Origin of the sequence: Leifsonia poae, assembly GCF_050632195.1 — a bacterium.
Classification (GTDB): Bacteria; Actinomycetota; Actinomycetes; order Actinomycetales; family Microbacteriaceae; genus Leifsonia; species Leifsonia poae_C.
Window position 1 is genome coordinate 2827701 of the sequence record NZ_CP192580.1, and the last position, 15527, is coordinate 2843227.

Annotated in this window: 16 protein-coding genes and 2 pseudogenes; 10 read left to right on the forward strand and 8 right to left on the reverse strand. The window is 67.2% G+C overall.

Features of this window, described 5'->3' with window-relative positions; genetic code table 11:
* The first annotated feature begins 1 nt into the window (after window position 1).
* Window positions 2–739, forward strand: coding sequence for a DUF6264 family protein (locus ACQ86A_RS14310; RefSeq protein WP_431277648.1), 738 nt, complete (start codon window positions 2–4; stop codon window positions 737–739).
* A 48-nt stretch (window positions 740–787) separates the two neighbouring features.
* Here the strand turns inward: ACQ86A_RS14310 and ACQ86A_RS14315 are convergent.
* Window positions 788–1656 (reverse strand): annotated as a pseudogene (locus ACQ86A_RS14315) (SDR family oxidoreductase).
* Between the two features lie 93 nt (window positions 1657–1749).
* On the opposite strand from ACQ86A_RS14315, the gene ACQ86A_RS14320 reads away from it, so the two are divergent.
* Window positions 1750–2124: a winged helix-turn-helix transcriptional regulator gene (locus ACQ86A_RS14320; RefSeq protein WP_431277649.1), complete on the forward strand. Its 375-nt coding sequence runs from the start codon at window positions 1750–1752 to the stop codon at window positions 2122–2124.
* Window positions 2125–2157: 33 nt separating this feature from the next.
* Here ACQ86A_RS14320 and ACQ86A_RS14325 read toward each other — a convergent pair.
* Window positions 2158–3161, reverse strand: a pseudogene (locus tag ACQ86A_RS14325) (4-hydroxy-3-methylbut-2-enyl diphosphate reductase).
* A gap of 115 nt (window positions 3162–3276) precedes the next feature.
* On the opposite strand from ACQ86A_RS14325, the gene xseA reads away from it, so the two are divergent.
* The 5 genes from xseA to ACQ86A_RS14350 all read left to right on the forward strand — a co-directional run bounded on the left by xseA (window position 3277) and on the right by ACQ86A_RS14350 (window position 7540).
* Window positions 3277–4503: an exodeoxyribonuclease VII large subunit gene (gene xseA / locus ACQ86A_RS14330; protein ID WP_431280455.1), complete on the forward strand. Its 1227-nt coding sequence runs from the start codon at window positions 3277–3279 to the stop codon at window positions 4501–4503.
* A 1-nt stretch (window position 4504) separates the two neighbouring features.
* Entirely contained in the window at window positions 4505–4762 is a 258-nt protein-coding gene (locus ACQ86A_RS14335; RefSeq protein ID WP_431277650.1) for an exodeoxyribonuclease VII small subunit, read from the forward strand.
* Window positions 4759–5415 carry a DUF4245 domain-containing protein gene (locus tag ACQ86A_RS14340; protein WP_431277651.1) on the forward strand — a complete coding sequence of 219 codons (657 nt, stop codon included), beginning with the start codon at window positions 4759–4761 and terminating at the stop codon, window positions 5413–5415. The genes ACQ86A_RS14335 and ACQ86A_RS14340 overlap by 4 nt, the downstream gene beginning before the upstream one ends.
* Window positions 5415–6071, forward strand: coding sequence for a carbonic anhydrase (locus ACQ86A_RS14345; RefSeq protein WP_431277652.1), 657 nt, complete (start codon window positions 5415–5417; stop codon window positions 6069–6071). The genes ACQ86A_RS14340 and ACQ86A_RS14345 overlap by 1 nt, the downstream gene beginning before the upstream one ends.
* Before the next feature lie 110 nt (window positions 6072–6181).
* A complete protein-coding gene (locus ACQ86A_RS14350) occupies window positions 6182–7540 on the forward strand; it encodes a class II fumarate hydratase (RefSeq protein ID WP_431280456.1) in 1359 nt (452 codons plus the stop codon).
* A 221-nt stretch (window positions 7541–7761) separates the two neighbouring features.
* Here ACQ86A_RS14350 and ACQ86A_RS14355 read toward each other — a convergent pair whose 3' ends face one another.
* The 4 genes from ACQ86A_RS14355 to ACQ86A_RS14370 form a co-directional block, all read right to left on the reverse strand.
* On the reverse strand, window positions 7762–8388 hold the full coding sequence (locus ACQ86A_RS14355) for a prepilin peptidase (RefSeq protein ID WP_431277653.1): 627 nt from the start codon (window positions 8386–8388) through the stop codon (window positions 7762–7764).
* Window positions 8389–8685: 297 nt separating this feature from the next.
* The gene (locus ACQ86A_RS14360) at window positions 8686–10080 is read right to left on the reverse strand and encodes a PhoH family protein (RefSeq protein ID WP_431277654.1); all 1395 of its coding nucleotides are present in this window, start codon (window positions 10078–10080) and stop codon (window positions 8686–8688) included.
* A 271-nt stretch (window positions 10081–10351) separates the two neighbouring features.
* Complete coding sequence (locus tag ACQ86A_RS14365; protein WP_431277655.1) at window positions 10352–11470, reverse strand: aminotransferase class V-fold PLP-dependent enzyme; 1119 nt, start codon at window positions 11468–11470, stop codon at window positions 10352–10354.
* Between the two features lie 62 nt (window positions 11471–11532).
* Window positions 11533–12318 (reverse strand): isoprenyl transferase, encoded by a 786-nt coding sequence (locus ACQ86A_RS14370; RefSeq protein WP_431277656.1) that lies wholly within the window; start codon window positions 12316–12318, stop codon window positions 11533–11535.
* A gap of 73 nt (window positions 12319–12391) precedes the next feature.
* Between ACQ86A_RS14370 and trhA the strand changes: the two genes are divergently transcribed.
* Window positions 12392–13198, forward strand: a complete 807-nt coding sequence (trhA, locus tag ACQ86A_RS14375) for a PAQR family membrane homeostasis protein TrhA (RefSeq protein ID WP_431277657.1) — start codon at window positions 12392–12394, stop codon at window positions 13196–13198.
* 27 nt (window positions 13199–13225) lie between these two features.
* Here the strand turns inward: trhA and ACQ86A_RS14380 are convergent, their stop codons facing one another.
* Together ACQ86A_RS14380 and mca are read right to left on the reverse strand one after the other, a co-directional pair.
* Entirely contained in the window at window positions 13226–13492 is a 267-nt protein-coding gene (locus ACQ86A_RS14380) for a hypothetical protein (protein WP_431277658.1), read from the reverse strand.
* Window positions 13489–14346, reverse strand: a complete 858-nt coding sequence (gene mca / locus ACQ86A_RS14385) for a mycothiol conjugate amidase Mca (RefSeq protein ID WP_431277659.1) — start codon at window positions 14344–14346, stop codon at window positions 13489–13491. The genes ACQ86A_RS14380 and mca overlap by 4 nt, the downstream gene beginning before the upstream one ends.
* 170 nt (window positions 14347–14516) lie before the next feature.
* Between mca and ACQ86A_RS14390 the strand changes: the two genes are divergently transcribed.
* Both ACQ86A_RS14390 and greA read left to right on the forward strand, forming a co-directional pair.
* On the forward strand, window positions 14517–14912 hold the full coding sequence (locus tag ACQ86A_RS14390) for a DUF4307 domain-containing protein (RefSeq protein WP_431277660.1): 396 nt from the start codon (window positions 14517–14519) through the stop codon (window positions 14910–14912).
* Between the two features lie 115 nt (window positions 14913–15027).
* Entirely contained in the window at window positions 15028–15516 is a 489-nt protein-coding gene (gene greA, locus ACQ86A_RS14395) for a transcription elongation factor GreA (protein WP_431277661.1), read from the forward strand.
* Window positions 15517–15527 lie beyond the last annotated feature (11 nt).

Consider the following 15527-nt stretch of genomic DNA (forward strand, 5'->3'; position numbering starts at 1 on the left):
CATGGCCGACGACGACAAGCAACCCGACAAGCGCCCGCGGCCTCAATTCGGCGAGCTGGCGCCCGAGGGCTGGGTCTGGCATCCCCCGGCGGACCAGGATCGGCTCGACACCACGCGACCGGTCGACCAGGAGGCGCCCGCATTCGGCGAGCAGGGTCCGGATGCGCAGCAGCAGCCCGCGCAGCCGCACGTCCCGTACCTGCCGTCCGCGAACCAGCCGCCGCAGCCGTACCAAGGCCAGCAGTACCCCGGCCAGCAGTACCCGGGCCAGCAGTACCCCGGTCAGCCGTACCCGGGTCAGCCCTATCCGCCCGAGGGCCACCAGTACATGGCGCCCCAGCTACGGCGTGCGGCGCCCCGGTGGAACATCGGGTGGACGATCGCGCTGTTGGTCGTCGGCTTCCTCGGAATGTCGTACTCGATCGCCGTGATCAACGCGTTCCCCGCCGCGATCGAACTCGTGCACGGGAATCAGAACCTCGGGGACTACACGCCTGCACCCTCTGTCTCGGGCATCCTGACGGCCGGATCGATCACGATGGGAGTCATCTGGGTGATCTCGGCAGGAATCACCGTCTGGCTCCTGGCGCGGCGCAGGCTCTCGTTCTACGTGCCGCTCATCGCGGGCATCGTCGCGTTCATCGCCCTATTCGTCTTCCTGTCGATGGTCATCTCCACCGACCCTGCACTGCTCAACTACTACGGCGGGATCACGCCCACGGCCGTCCCGACGCCCTAGCGCGTTCGGAACGAACGCGATGGGGGCGCGAACGCCCCCATCTGGCTCCTAGACCGCGGCCGTCTCGCGCGCCTCGCGGAGACCCTGCTCAAGCGGAGTCGTCGGCCGGCCGATGAGCTCGCTCAGCGTCGGAGCCGCATCCGCGAGCGCGCCGTCCCGGATGTTGCCGTCGAGCGTCACGACGAACCCGGCGGTGCCCTCGTCGAGCCCGGCGCCGATCAGGATCTCGCGGTGCTCGTCGGTCGTGACCGCCTTGTACACGACCTCCTGGCCCAGGATGCGGCCGACCACGTCTGCGAGCTCCGCGAAGCTCCACGCGGTGTCACCCGCGAGCTCGTATACCGCGCCCTCGTGGCCGGGCGTCGTCAGAACGACGGCCGTGGCATCGGCGTAGTCCTTGCGGGTCGCGCTGGCCACGCGTCCGTCGCCGACGCTCGCCACGATCTCACCGGTGGCGGCGGCCGTGTCGAGCTGCCCCACGTAGTTCTCGGTGTACCAGTTGTTGCGCAGGATGGTCACCGGCAGCCCGGACGCGGCGAGGAGCTCCTCGGTGGCGACGTGCTCCGGCGCCAGCACCAGGTCGGTCTCACCGGCGTGCGCGGCACTCGTGTAGACGATCCGTCCGACGCCCGCAGCGACCGCGGCATCGATGGCGTTCGTGTGCTGGGTGGCGCGCTTGCCGACCTCGCTGCCGGAGACCAGGAGCAGCACGTCCGCACCGTCGAAGGCAGGCGCGAGAGTCTCGGGCTGCTCGAAGTCGATGACGGCGGTCTGCACGCCGTGGGCTGCCAGCTCGGCGAGCTTCTGCTCGGAGCGGCCGAGCGCGCGGATCTCGGCGGGGAGATCCCTCGCGCGAGCAGGGATTCGACGACGAGGCGTCCGAGGTGTCCGGATGCTCCGGTGACGACGATGGTCATGGTGTGTTCCTTTCGGTCGGTCACCAGCCCCAACCGACGGCGTCGCCTGATACTTCCCGACAGAAGGTACCCACTTTTTGGTAAGTTACTGACGTGGACACCAGTTTTCAGTCACTGAACGGCTTCGGCTTCACGGATGGGGTGCTCCCGTCCGCGTGTCCGAGCCGCATCGTGCTCAATCACGTCACCAGTACGTGGGGCGTGCTCGTGCTCGTCGCCCTCTCGCAGAGCGACCACCGCTGGGGCGAGCTCCGGCGCACGGTGCAGGGCATCAGCGAGAAGATGCTCGCCCAGACGTTGAAGACGCTCGAGCGGGACGGGTTCGTGCTGCGCACGGCTCAACCGACCATCCCGCCCCGAGTGGACTACAGCCTCACCGAGCGCGGACACGAACTCACCGAGCACCTGCTGCCGCTCATGTCGTGGATCGCCGGCAACGCCGACGAGATCCTGGCCGACGCGTCGTAACGCTCCGCGCACGTAACACTGCGGCGCACGACATTACGGGCGCGTGCGGGTGTCCTGCTTGCGCAGCTCCTTCGGAAGCGAGAACATCAGGTCCTCTTCCGCCGTCTTGACCTCCTGCACGTCGCCGTAGCCGGCACCGCTCAGGTCGTCGAGAACTTCCTGCACGAGCACCTCGGGCACGGATGCGCCACTCGTCACACCGACGGATGCGACGCCGTCGAGCCACTCCTGCTTGATCTCACTGGCGTAATCGACGCGGTACGCGGCCTTGGCGCCGTATTCGAGCGCGACCTCGACCAGGCGAACCGAGTTGGACGAGTTCGCCGAGCCGACCACGATGACGAGATCGGCGTCTTCGGCGACCTTCTTGATCGCGACCTGCCGGTTCTGGGTGGCGTAGCAGATGTCGTCGCTGGGGGATCCTGCAGGTGCGGGAACCGCTCGCGCAACCGGCGCACGGTCTCCATCGTCTCGTCGACCGACAGCGTGGTCTGGGAGAGCCAGACGACCTTCTCCGGGTCCTTCACGGTGATGCGATCGACATCGTCAGGGCCGTTGACGAGGGTGACGTGATCGGGAGCCTCGCCCGCCGTTCCCTCGACCTCTTCGTGGCCTTCGTGTCCGATGAGCAGGATCTCGAAGTCGTCGCGCGCGAACCGGACGGCCTCGCGGTGCACCTTGGTGACCAGCGGGCAGGTCGCGTCGATCGCCTGCAGGCCGCGATCCGCGGCGGACTGCACGACCGCAGGCGAGACGCCGTGGGCGCTGAAGACGACGTGAGCGCCGGTCGGAACCTCATCGACCTCGTCGACGAAGATCGCGCCCTGCTGCTCGAGGGTCGAGACGACGTGCACGTTGTGCACGATCTGCTTGCGCACGTAGACCGGGGCGCCGTAGTGCTCGAGCGCCTTCTCGACGGCTACGACCGCTCTATCCACACCCGCGCAGTATCCACGGGGTGCAGCGAGGAGCACCCGCTTATGTCCGACGACCGGGGTATCCTTGAGCCGGCCTCTCGCACCGGGGATTCTCGGCATCGGCAGGCTGATGGTTGCGTCGCTCACCCTTCGATCCTAGGTGAGAGCGCTGAACACTCGATGGGAGACGACCGTGACGAACGCCTCGGGCTCGTCGACGTCCACCGTGCCATCGATGGAGGTCGGACCGCCGACCCTCGAAGCCCCCTGGCCCGTCGCCACGCTGTCTAGCAAGATCCGCGGTTGGATCGACCGGCTCGGCACGGCCTGGGTCGAGGGCGAGATCACCCAGTGGGGCATCTCCGGCGGCAATGTCTACGGCAAGCTCAAAGATCTGAACGAAGACGCGACGATCAGCTTCACGATCTGGTCGTCGGTCAAATCGCGCATCCCTGCGGACCTGAAACAGGGCGACAGGGTGATCGCCGCCGTCAAACCCAACTACTGGGTCAAGGGCGGAACCCTCACCATGCAGGTGTTCGACATGCGCCACGTCGGCCTCGGCGACCTGCTCGAACGCCTCGAACGCCTCCGCGCCGAGCTCACGGCCGAGGGCCTGTTCGCCCTCGACCGCAAGAAGCGACTGCCATTCCTGCCCCACTGCATCGGTCTGATCACGGGCAAAGACTCCGATGCCGAAAAGGATGTGCTGCGCAACGCCCAACTGCGGTGGCCGCAGGTGCGCTTCCGCACGATCCACGCCGCCGTGCAGGGAGACCGCACCGTGGCCGACGTGACGGCCGCGCTGCGAAAGCTCGACGCCGATCCCGAGGTCGACGTCATCATCGTGGCGCGCGGCGGTGGCGATTTCCAGAACCTCCTGGGCTTCAGCGACGAGACCATGGTTCGCACGGCGGCCGCTTGCGTCACGCCGATCGTCAGCGCGATCGGGCATGAGGCCGACCGACCGCTGCTCGACGAGGTCGCCGATCTGCGCGCATCCACCCCCACCGACGCCGCCAAGCGGGTGGTTCCGGATGTGGCGGAAGAGCTGGTGCGCGTGCAGCAGGCCCGCACACGGCTCGGTGTGCGACTCACCCATATGATCTCCGCTGAAATCGACCGGATCGGCCACTTGCGCAGCCGCCCGTCGCTGTCCTCCCCGAGCTGGATCGTCGAGACGCGCGCCGAGGAACTGACGCGCTTCGTCGCACGCGGCGCCGAGCTCGTCGAGCGCGCGATCGACCGCGAGCACACCCGAACAGCCGAACTTCGTGGACAACTGCGAGCCCTCTCACCACAGGGCACGCTCGACCGCGGCTACGCGATCGTGCAGCTGCCGGGCGGCTCTGTGCTCCGCACGCCGGATGAGGCGCCCGCTGGAACGGCGCTGAAAGTCACCGTGGCGGGCGGATCGCTGACGGCGACCGCGCACTCAGCGGGCGACCAGGACGACAAATAGAATGGATGCCATGCCCACCACCGAGGACAAGAGCCTCAGCACCGACTCGCTCAGCTATGAGGAGGCCCGCGACGAACTCGTGCGCGTCGTCTCCGAGCTCGAGCAGGGCTCTTCGACCCTCGAACAGTCGATCGCGCTCTGGGAGCGCGGCGAGGCTCTCGCCCGCCGCTGCGAGGAGTGGCTGATCGGCGCGAAGGCCCGCCTCGAAGCGGCCCGCGCGGGCGTGGAATCACGTTCGGGAGCCCCTGACAGCGAATGAGTTCCAGCAAGAAACCCGCGCCGGTCGTCGCCGAGCTCGGCCGCCCGGAGACTCCTGAGGAGACCGCCGAGCGCAAGGCCGAGAACTCGCGCAACCACCGCAATCGGCAGACCCTCAACAACCTGATCTATGCGCTCATCGCGACGGTGGCCCTCGTCGCCGTCATCGTGCTGGTGGTTCCGCGCGGTAATCCGGTCGACGTCTCCGCTCCCGTCGATTACAAGTCCATCGCGGCCGAGGCCCAGGGCTCGGAGCCCGATCGTCTGCTCGTACCGGTGCTCCCGGCTGGTTGGAAGTCGAACAACGCCGAATTGCAGACCAAGACACCCGACAAGGTCGACTCCTGGTACATCGGTCTGCTCACCCCGAAGGGCGAGTTCATCGGCATCCGGCAGGGGTTCAACGCCAACGACAGCTGGGTCGCCGAGCAGGTCAACAAGTCGATGATCAAGGGCACCACCACGATCGACGGCGTCAAGTGGGATGTCTACGACAACCGCAATTCCGGTACGGACAACAAAGACGTCGACTACGCCCTCGTCACCACGGCGGGCAAGAGTTCGATCGTCGTCTACGGCACTGCCGTCGATTCAGAGTTCCAGGACGTCGCGCATTCGCTCGCCGGCCAGATTCGCCAACTCGGAGGTTCTTGATGGGCATGCCCCGACCGTCACGCGTGTGGGATGAGATGCTGCGCGGGAACACGCGCTTCGTCGAAGGCGACCCCGAGCATCCCCGACAGGATGTGGAACGGCGCGAGACCGTCGCCGGCGGACAGGCTCCGCTCGCCGCGATCTTCGGCTGCAGCGACTCCCGGCTAGCCGCCGAGATCATTTTCGACCTCGGCCTCGGCGACGCCTTCGTCGTCCGCAACGCCGGTCAGGTCATGTCCGACTCCGTGCTCGGCTCCCTCGAGTACGCGGTGGCCGTGCTGCACGTGCCGCTCATCCTGGTGCTCGGTCACGACGAGTGCGGCGCCGTCAGGGCCGCTATCGACTCCCAGGCTCCGGATGCTGACGCGCTGCCCCCGCACATCGCCCAGCTCATCCAGCCCATCATCCCCGCCGTGCACCGCGTCTCGCAGACGTCGCTCGGTCAGGTCGTCGACACCTCGATCATCGATGCGAGCGAGGTGGGCCGCGAGCACCTGCGCGACACCGTCGGCGAACTGCTCGAGAGCTCCGAGCTGATCAGCGCTGCCGTAGCGGACGGTTCGTTGGCTATCGTTGGTGCCAACTACCGGCTTCAAGAAGGTCGGGTCGTTCCCGACATCGTCGTCGGACTGGCCGACCCGGCCGCCGACAAGTAAAACGCGCGAGGACGCCGGCGAACCCGCCGGTCGCCCTCGCGCCCCAGAAAGGAAAACACACCGTGGTGGACATCCAGGCGGACGCCGACTTCCGCATCGAACACGACACGATGGGCGAGGTCCGCGTTCCTGCGGCAGCGCTCTACGGCGCGCAGACGCAGCGCGCTGTGGAGAACTTCCCCATCTCGGGTTCCGTGCTCGAGCCGACGCAGATCGCCGCCCTCGCCCGCATCAAGAAGTCGGCGGCCCTCGCGAACGCGAAGCTCGGCGTTCTCGACCAGTCGATCGCCGAGGCGATCGCCGCTGCCGCCGACGAGGTCGTCACCGGAGCGCACGACGGCGAATTCCCGATCGACGTCTACCAGACCGGGTCAGGCACGTCCTCGAACATGAACATGAACGAGGTGCTCGCTACCCTCGCTTCGCGCCGCCTCGGCCAGCCCGTTCACCCGAACGACCACGTGAACGCCTCGCAGTCGTCGAACGATGTGTTCCCGACCTCGGTGCACATCGCGGTGACCGGCGCCCTGATCGACGACCTCATCCCCGCCCTCGACCACCTCGCCGTGGCCTTCGAGGAGAAGGCCGAGCTGTGGGCGACCGCGGTCAAGGCCGGTCGCACCCACCTCATGGATGCCACCCCGGTCACCCTCGGCCAGGAATTCGGGGGATACGCCGCCCAGCTCCGCCTCGGTATCGAGCGCGTCCAGTCGGCACTCCACCGCGTCGCGGAGGTCCCGCTCGGCGGCACGGCCGTCGGCACGGGCATCAACACCCCGCTCGGCTTCCCCCAGCTGGTCATCGAACTCCTCACCCAGGAGACCGAGCTGCCGATCACCGAGGCGCGCAACCACTTCGAAGCCCAGGCCAACAGGGATGCGCTGGTCGAGACATCCGGCGCTCTCCGAACGATCGCGGTCAGCCTCACCAAGATCTGCAACGACCTGCGCTGGATGGGCTCCGGCCCCAACACCGGTCTCGGTGAGTTGCACATCCCCGACCTCCAGCCCGGGTCCTCGATCATGCCCGGCAAGGTCAACCCGGTGATCCCGGAGGCCGTGCTGATGGTCGCCTCGCGCGTGATCGGCAACGACGCGACGATCGCCTGGAGCGGCGCATCCGGAAGCTTCGAGCTGAACGTGGCCATCCCGGTCATGGGCACCGCGCTGCTCGAGTCGATCCGCCTGCTCTCCCAGGGCACCCGGGTGCTCGCCGACAAGACCATCGCCGGCCTGGAGGCGAACGTAGACCGCGCGCGTGCACTCGCGGAGTCTTCGCCCTCCATCGTCACTCCCCTCAACCGCGTCATCGGCTACGAGGCGGCCGCGAAGGTCGCCAAGCACTCGGTGGCCAATGGTCAGACCGTGCGCGAGGCGGTCATCGACCTCGGCTTCGTCGAACGCGGCGAGGTCACCCTCGAACAGCTCGACGAAGCACTCGACGTGCTCCGGATGACGCACCCGGGCTAACCCGCACGGCGCGTTCACCGGCACCGACGAGGCGCCTTCCCCTCGGGGAGGGCGCCTCGCCCGTTCCCACGACGTTCCACCGGTTCTCGCGCCGCTACCTCCTGACTCCCCCTCCGTTATTCAGGAGAGTTCACCGCGACGCCCCCGCTTTCTCCGTAATTACGGTGAAATTCACTGCCCTCAGGCCGACTTCTCCGACATTAGCCACCGCCCGACTTCACCTACCCGACCGCAACCGCTACCCAGAACCCTGCGAGCAGAGGCGGCCCAAACGGTATCTCCCCGTGCCCAGCCGACAAGATCTGCCCCGCCGAAACCCGGCCTGCCAAAGAGACGCGCCCCACCGACGACGCTCGCCCCACCCACAGCCCCCGCCCCACCGGAACCCGCATCAGCACCATCTCCCCCACCGCGACGATCCCCGCCGCAACAAAAGCGGACCCGACCGCCAGGCCGACAGCCCCCAGTCCGAGACCACCGGCGCCGAGGGCCAGCGCGAGCATCCCCGCCAACTTCACATCCCCCATCCCGACCCCACCGAATGCGGCGAGCACCCCGAACACGGCCATCGTGGCCGTGCACATCCCGAGGACACCCCAAGGCGGAGACCCTCGGGCCAGCCCAAGCCACACGAGCGACGCCCCACCGAACGCGAATCCCGGCACCACGAGCCTGTTCGGCAGCAGCCGCTCACGCAGATCGACCATGCACAGCGGCAGCGTCACCGCGGCGACATATCCGCACGCGACGACGACGGGCGGCTCCCCACCCAGTCTCGCGAGTGCCACGACCAGCAGCGCCAAGGCCGACGCGACAAGCGAAGTCGCAGCGACGAGCGTCTTCCCCACGCTCGCCGCCCCGGACCCCCGCGGACCGAACCCGCACGCCGACCATCGTTCCCCCGTGCGACTCCCCTGCGCTATCCCCCATGCCTCCAAGTTAGGTCGCCCGCACCTCGCAAACGGCTTATCCACAGGAGCGATCCCAACTCACAACGGCACGAACACCAGCGGCACCAACACGCCATCCACGCGCGCACCGCCAAACGCACCCACCGCCCAAAGCACCCACCGCCCAACGCACCACGGCGCCCGTCCAGAGGAATACCCCCGGTCCGGCGCCGCCGCGCGCGTTCCTACATCCGTTTAGCTCAGTTCGTTCCCCTCCAGCATCTCGGTGACGAGCGCCGCGATCGCCGAGCGCTCCGAGCGCGTCAGCGTGATGTGTCCGAAGAGCGAGTGCCCCTTGAGCGTCTCGATGACCGACGCGACACCGTCGTGCCGGCCGACCCGCAGGTTGTCGCGCTGGGCCACATCGTGGGTCAGCACAACGCGCGAGTTCTGGCCGATCCGGCTGAGCACCGTGAGCAGCACGTTGCGTTCGAGCGACTGGGCCTCATCCACGATCACGAAAGCGTCGTGCAGCGAGCGGCCGCGGATGTGCGTGAGCGGCAGAACCTCGAGGATCCCGCGATCCAGCACCTCGTCGAGCACATTCTGGGAGACGAGCGCGCCCAGCGTGTCGAACACGGCCTGTCCCCACGGGTTCATCTTCTCGCCCTGGTCGCCGGGGAGGTAGCCGAGCTCCTGGCCGCCGACCGCGTACAGCGGCCGGAACACCATGATCTTCTTGTGCTGCTGACGCTCCAGAACCGCCTCGAGCCCGGCACACAGCGCGAGCGCCGACTTGCCGGTTCCGGCCCGACCTCCGAGCGACAGGATGCCGATCTCGGGATCCAGCAGCATGTCGATCGCCAGACGCTGCTCGGCCGACCGCCCGTGCAGCCCGAAGACGTCGCGATCGCCGCGGACCAGCTTAAGTGCACCTTCCCCGGTGACTCGGCCGAGCGCGGATCCACGGTCGGAGTGGATGATCAGCCCCGTGTTGACGGGCATGTCGTCGACCAGGCGGGTGTGCATCCACTCGTTGTCATAGAGCTCGTTCATCGCATCGGAGCCGAGGGTGATCTCGGCCAGCCCCGTCCATCCGGAGTCGACGGCGAGTTCGTGCCGGTACTCCTCGGCGGCGAGGCCGATCGATGCTGCTTTGACGCGCAATGGGAGGTCTTTGGAGACGACCGTGACGGCGAGCCCGTCGTTGGCCAGGTTGAGCGCCACGGCGAGGATGCGCGAGTCGTTGTCCCCCAGTTGCAGACCGCTCGGAAGCACCGACATGTTGGAGTGATTCAGTTCGACGCGCAGCGATCCGCCGTCACCGACCGGGATCGGGAAGTCGAGGCGCTCGTGCTTCACCCGGAGTTCGTCGAGGTTCCTCAGCGCCTGCCGCGCGAAGTACCCGATCTCGGGATCGTTCCGTTTGCCCTCGAGTTCGCCCACGACGACCACTGGGATGACGACAGCGTGCTCGGCGAACCGGAAGATCGCCTTCGGGTCGGACAGCAGCACCGACGTGTCGAGCACATACGTGCGCTCGGCCTGTTCGAGGTGCTGCGTCGTCGATCCGGCCTGCGCCGGCTGTCGGGTACCTTGTTCGGCCACAACCACTCCCGCCCCGGCAGCTTCTGAGAGCTCCCGGATCATCTTGGCGAGTCGGCCGGTTGGGTTTCGAAACGAACTTACGTGGCCGTCTCGATCGGGCGCCATGCCCGATAGCTCGAAGCTACGCCGCACGGCCGACACCGACACGCGACACGCCCGCTCCCGAATATTAAGCCTGGGTAAACCCTTCCCCCAGTCCGAGGGGGCGCGACCGTCGCGCGTCGTGAGCACAAGCCGGCTTCAGGATGCGCAGAGCCCGCGCCCCGCGCATCCGGCCGCCACACTCGCCCCGCCAGCAGCGAGACGCGCGCCCTTACAACGCCGACGCGTACGACACGAACGCGCCGCGCAGCATCTCGAGGGTCTCCTCCGTCGTACCCGCGTGCACACTCACCCGCACCGAGGCGGGTCGCGTGGTGGCGGTGATGCCGTGATTGTGGAGGGACGCACTGAGCAGCGTGAGCTGCTCCGCACTCGGTTCCAGGGTCACCATGCCGGCACGCTCCGCCTGGTTGCGGGACGAGCCGACCGGGATGGCGAAGTCGTCCGCGAGATCGATCACCCGCTCCACCGTGTCGCTGATCGCCTGGTTGATGACGGCGACGCCGACCGACGCGACCTCTTCGAGCGCTGCGGCAAATCGGGCCTGCGCCACCGAGTCCGGATTGCTCAGACTGAACGCTTTGGCGAGCGCGCTGGGCTCGATGACCTCGTCGAACGTCTCCAAGCGGTCCGTTCCGGTGAACCCGCTGAAGACCGGCGTGAGGTGGTCGAGCGCCCGCTCGCTGAGCGCCAGGAACCCGGTGCCCCATCCCGCACGAGCCCACTTCTGGCCACCGGCGACGACGACATCGGCCACCTCGTACGGCACGTCGACCACACCGAAGCCTTGGATGGCATCGACGATGAGCAACCGGTCGCCGATCACCTGACGGATGCCGTCGATGTCGGCGAGGTAGCCCGTGCGAGAGTCGACGAGGCTGACCGCGACCGCTGTCGTGGCGGATGTGATCTGCTCCCGAATCTGCCCGGGCGTCACGCGGCCGTGGTCCGTCTCCAGCCAGGTCGGCGTGACGACGTGCATGGCTTGGGATGCGCGGACCGCCGCGTAGGTGATGCTCGGGAACTCCGCCTGCGACAGCAGCACCTCGCCACCGGTGAGGCCGAACATGGCGTGCATCAGTCCCGTGCTCGTGTTCGGCTGGAAGACAACTTGGTCGGCCGCGAATCCGGTGAGCACTGAGACGGCTTCGCGCAGTCTCTCGTCTTCGCCGCGCATCCTGTCGACAGTGCCGTAACGGCTCTTAGCTAGGATCTCGTACTGCCCGATCGTCTCGGCCAGCACGGTCGCGGACAGCGGGCCGACTCGGCCGTAGTCCAGGTAGCCCGGCTCTTCGGTGAACCCGGCCGCGAACTCTTCGATGGTCGTCATCTGGTCAAACCTCCCGCACCATTCTTTCAGTGCGGTGTCCGGATGCGCGCCACCCGCGGCGTTCAGCTCCCGTAGCGGCGCTGCCGCCGCGAATAGTCGCGCACCGCACGCAGGAAATCGACCTCGCGAAGGTCGGGCCCGAGCGCTTCCACGAAGTAGAACTCGCTGTGAGCACTCTGCCAGAGCATGAAATCACTGAGCCGCTGTTCTCCGGATGTGCGGATCACCAGGTCCGGGTCGGGCTGGCCGCCCGTATACAGGTGCTCACCGATCAGGTCGGGGGTGAGCAGATCCGCGAGCGTGTCGAGGCTGCCACCGTCGGCGTGGTGGGCGGCGACGATACTGCGCATCGCATCCGTGATCTCCTTGCGACCGCCGTAGCCGACCGCGAGGTTCACGTGGAGTCCCTTGTTGTCCGCCGTGCGCTGTTCGGCCGCAGTCAGCGCGGCGACCAGCGGCTCGGGGAGACCGGCGGTGCTGCCGACGTGCTGCACACGCCAGTCCCGGTAGCGGGAGAGGTCGTCGGCGAGTTCGGCGATGATCTCGATCAGGGCCGAGAGCTCGTCGCTCTTGCGGTTGGTGAGGTTGTCGGAGGAGAGCAAGTAGAGCGTGACGACCGAGACCCCGAGGTCGTCGCACCACTCGAGGAACTCACGCATCTTCGCCGCGCCCGCGCGATGCCCGTGAGCGGCTGTTTTGAGCCCCGCCTGCCGAGCCCAGCGGCGATTGCCGTCGATGATCATGGCGACGTGACCGGGCACGACGTCTTTGGTGAGGCTGCGCCTCAGCCGATTCTGGTAGAGACCGTAAAGGAGGCCACTCCCGAGGGGGAAACTCCGTCTGCTCACAGAGGTACGTTACCGCGCGCGGGGCCATCCAACTCACAGCCCGCGACCAACCCCGTTCCCGTACCCTTGCAGCATGACGCCCCGCAAACGCCATGAGAACGAAGACGTCGGCGACCTGCTCGAGCAGCCGGCCGACGCCCTCGCGCCCGCGGACGCGGCCGTCAAGGCCGATGAACGTCGCGGCCCCGATCTGCCGAACATCCCGTTGCTCGACGCCTCACCCGCGAGCGTCGCTGAGATCAAGCCCACCTGGCGCGGCTGGATCCACGCGGGAACGTTCCCGGTCACGATCGCCGCCGGAATCGTGCTCATCACGCTCGCTCACGGCGCTCCGGCGAAGTGGTCGTCCGCCGTGTTCATGCTCACGTCGATGCTGCTGTTCGGAAACTCCGCGCTGTATCACCGCTTCAATTGGAAGCCCCGCGCCAAGGTCATCCTGAAGCGGATCGACCACGCCAACATCTTCCTGCTCATCGCCGGGACGTATACGCCGCTCGCCGTGCTGGCGTTGCCGTCGTCAAAGGGCATCCTGTTGCTGTCCCTGGTATGGGGTGCTGCCATTCTCGGAATCGGTTTCCGGGTCTTCTGGATCGGAGCACCGCGCTGGCTGTACGTGCCCATCTACATCGGGATGGGCTGGGGCGCGCTCGGCTACATCGTCGACCTCTTCGAGGCGAACGTGCCCATGATGGTGCTCGTCCTCGTCGGCGGCGTGCTGTACACGATCGGTGCCGTCATCTACGGGATGAAGCGGCCGAACCCCTTCCCGGGAAAGTTCGGCTTCCACGAGATCTTCCACACCCTCACGGTGCTCGCGTTCCTCTGCCACTGGGCGGCGACCCTGATCATCGCCATGCACCCCGTCTACAACGCCGGTTAGCGTCGAGTCGGCGAGAAATCAGCGCCCTCAGCGCTCGTCGGTATCCGGATGCTCGTTCTGCGCCGCCTGCTCGGCGTCCAGCTTCTCCGCGATCTCGGCACGGTAGCGAACCCGGCGGATGCGGCGCACCATGTCGATGACCAGCAGCACGACGACGACAGCCAGCACGAACGTCACGATGAAGCCGACGTAGCCGGGGGTCACCTGGTCGTCGTTCGGGGCTCCGCTCGGCGTCGGGCTCGGCGTCGCGGCGGTCAGCCAGACGCCGACGCGCAGAAGGGTGTCTGCGATCATGCGGCGTTCTCGATTCCCGCGAAGAGGTCGGTCTCTGGCATCTGCGTGTTCACTTTCGAGTCGATGAGCTGGAAGTCTTCGGTGGGCCAGGCCCGACGCTGCACGTCGTTCGGCCAGAAGAAGAAGGGGCTGTCGGGAGCGACCTGGCTGGCGTGCGAGCGCAGCGCTCGGTCGCGGGCGTCGAAGAACTCGCCCGCCGGAATGCGTGTGGTGACGTCGAACTCCTGCTCGCTCATCCAGCCGCGCATCTCGCGCAGCTGTGCGACGAGTGGCGAGTCGGGCGCGGTCTCGAGCAGGTCGGCATACACGGCATTCAACCGGCCGGAGTTGAAGATGCGGTCGTAGTACAGCTTGGAGACCTGCCAGGGCTCCCCCGCCTCCGGATACCGCGTGGGATCGCCGGCAGCGCGATACGCCTCGACACCGACGGCGTGAGCCCTGATGTGGTCAGGATGCGGGTAGCCGCCGTTCTCGTCGTACGTGACCATCACATGCGGCTTGAACGAACGCACGAGCGCGACGAGCGGTTCGGCGGAGATCTCGACGGGGATCGACGCGAACGAGCCGGCGGGGACCGATCCGTCCTCGCGAGCCATCCCGGAGTCCACGTAGCCGAGCCAGCGGTGCTGAATGCCGGTGACGGCCTGAGCGGCTGCCATCTCGCGGCGGCGGAGGCCCGGCAGGTCGCGACGTCCCATCGCCAGCGCTGCCGCGGGCATCCGTTCGTTCAGGATGTCGCCCCGCTCGCCGCCCGTGCAGCTCACGACCATGACCTCGTCGCCGAGGCTGGTGTAGTACGCCGCGGTTGCCGCGCCCTTGCTCGACTCGTCGTCGGGATGGGCATGGACTGCCATCAATCGCCGGGTCACACCGTTTCCTTCTGCGTGCTGTGGGCCGCCGACGCTGCTGCGGCCATGCTGAGGAGATCGATTCCCAGATTCGTCTCCTAGTCTTGGACTTCAAGCCTACCGTCGTGGACGGTGCACCATTTCACGGGAGTTTCAGTGCTGGGAGAAGCATGGCGGTGACCGACACGCTCGATCGCCGATACGGGCGCACACCGAATCGCAGGCGGCGGGACCGCTGGTGGCTCATCGGCGCTGCGCTCGCCTTCGTCGCCGTATTCACCGGCTGGGTGTTCTGGGCGGGCTGGGACAACGACAGCGCGAACCTCGAGGCCACCGACACCGCGTACACGATCGTCGACGCCCACCATGTGGACATCACCTTCACCGTGAACACCCCGGCAGGCACCCCGGTGACGTGCGCGATCCAGGCACTCAACGAATCGTTCGCGATCGTGGGCTGGCGGGTGATCAGCTACCCGGCTTCGAATGTGCATCTGACCACCCACAAAGAGATGATCAGAACAACCGAGCAGAGCAACACCGGTTTGATTTCGAGCTGCTGGCTGACTTAAGATTGTTCGATTACGCCTCGACAGATTGTCGGGGCGTCGACTTTATGCCCGACGGTCACCCGACCGCCGACGATCTGCCCACCGGCAGTACGCCGGTAGCGCAAAGGAGTTCACCATGTCTCAGGAGTCTCAGGTCACCTTTCTGACCCAGGATGCTTACGACCGACTTCACGCGGAGCTCGAAGAGCTCAGCATCAACGGCCGTAATGAGATCGCGAAGCGCATCGAGTCGGCCCGCGAAGAGGGCGACCTCAAGGAGAACGGCGGCTACCACGCCGCTAAGGACGAGCAGGGCAAGATGGAGGCCCGCATCGTGCAGCTCACCAACCTGCTGCGCACCGCGACGGTCAGCGCTGCCCCGGAGAGCCACGGCGTCGTGGAACCCGGCACCGTCATCACCGCGACCATCGCGGGCGACGAGAGCGTGTTCCTGATCGGCAACCGCGAGATCGCGGCAGGCACCGACCTCACCGTCTACAGCGAGCAGAGCCCGCTCGGCGCGGCGATCCTCGGCCTCAAGGTCGGCGAGTCCACCAAATACACGGCACCCAACGGCCGCGAGATCGCCGTCGAGGTCACGAACGTCGAGACGTACACCGGCTGAGCCCGGCCTGA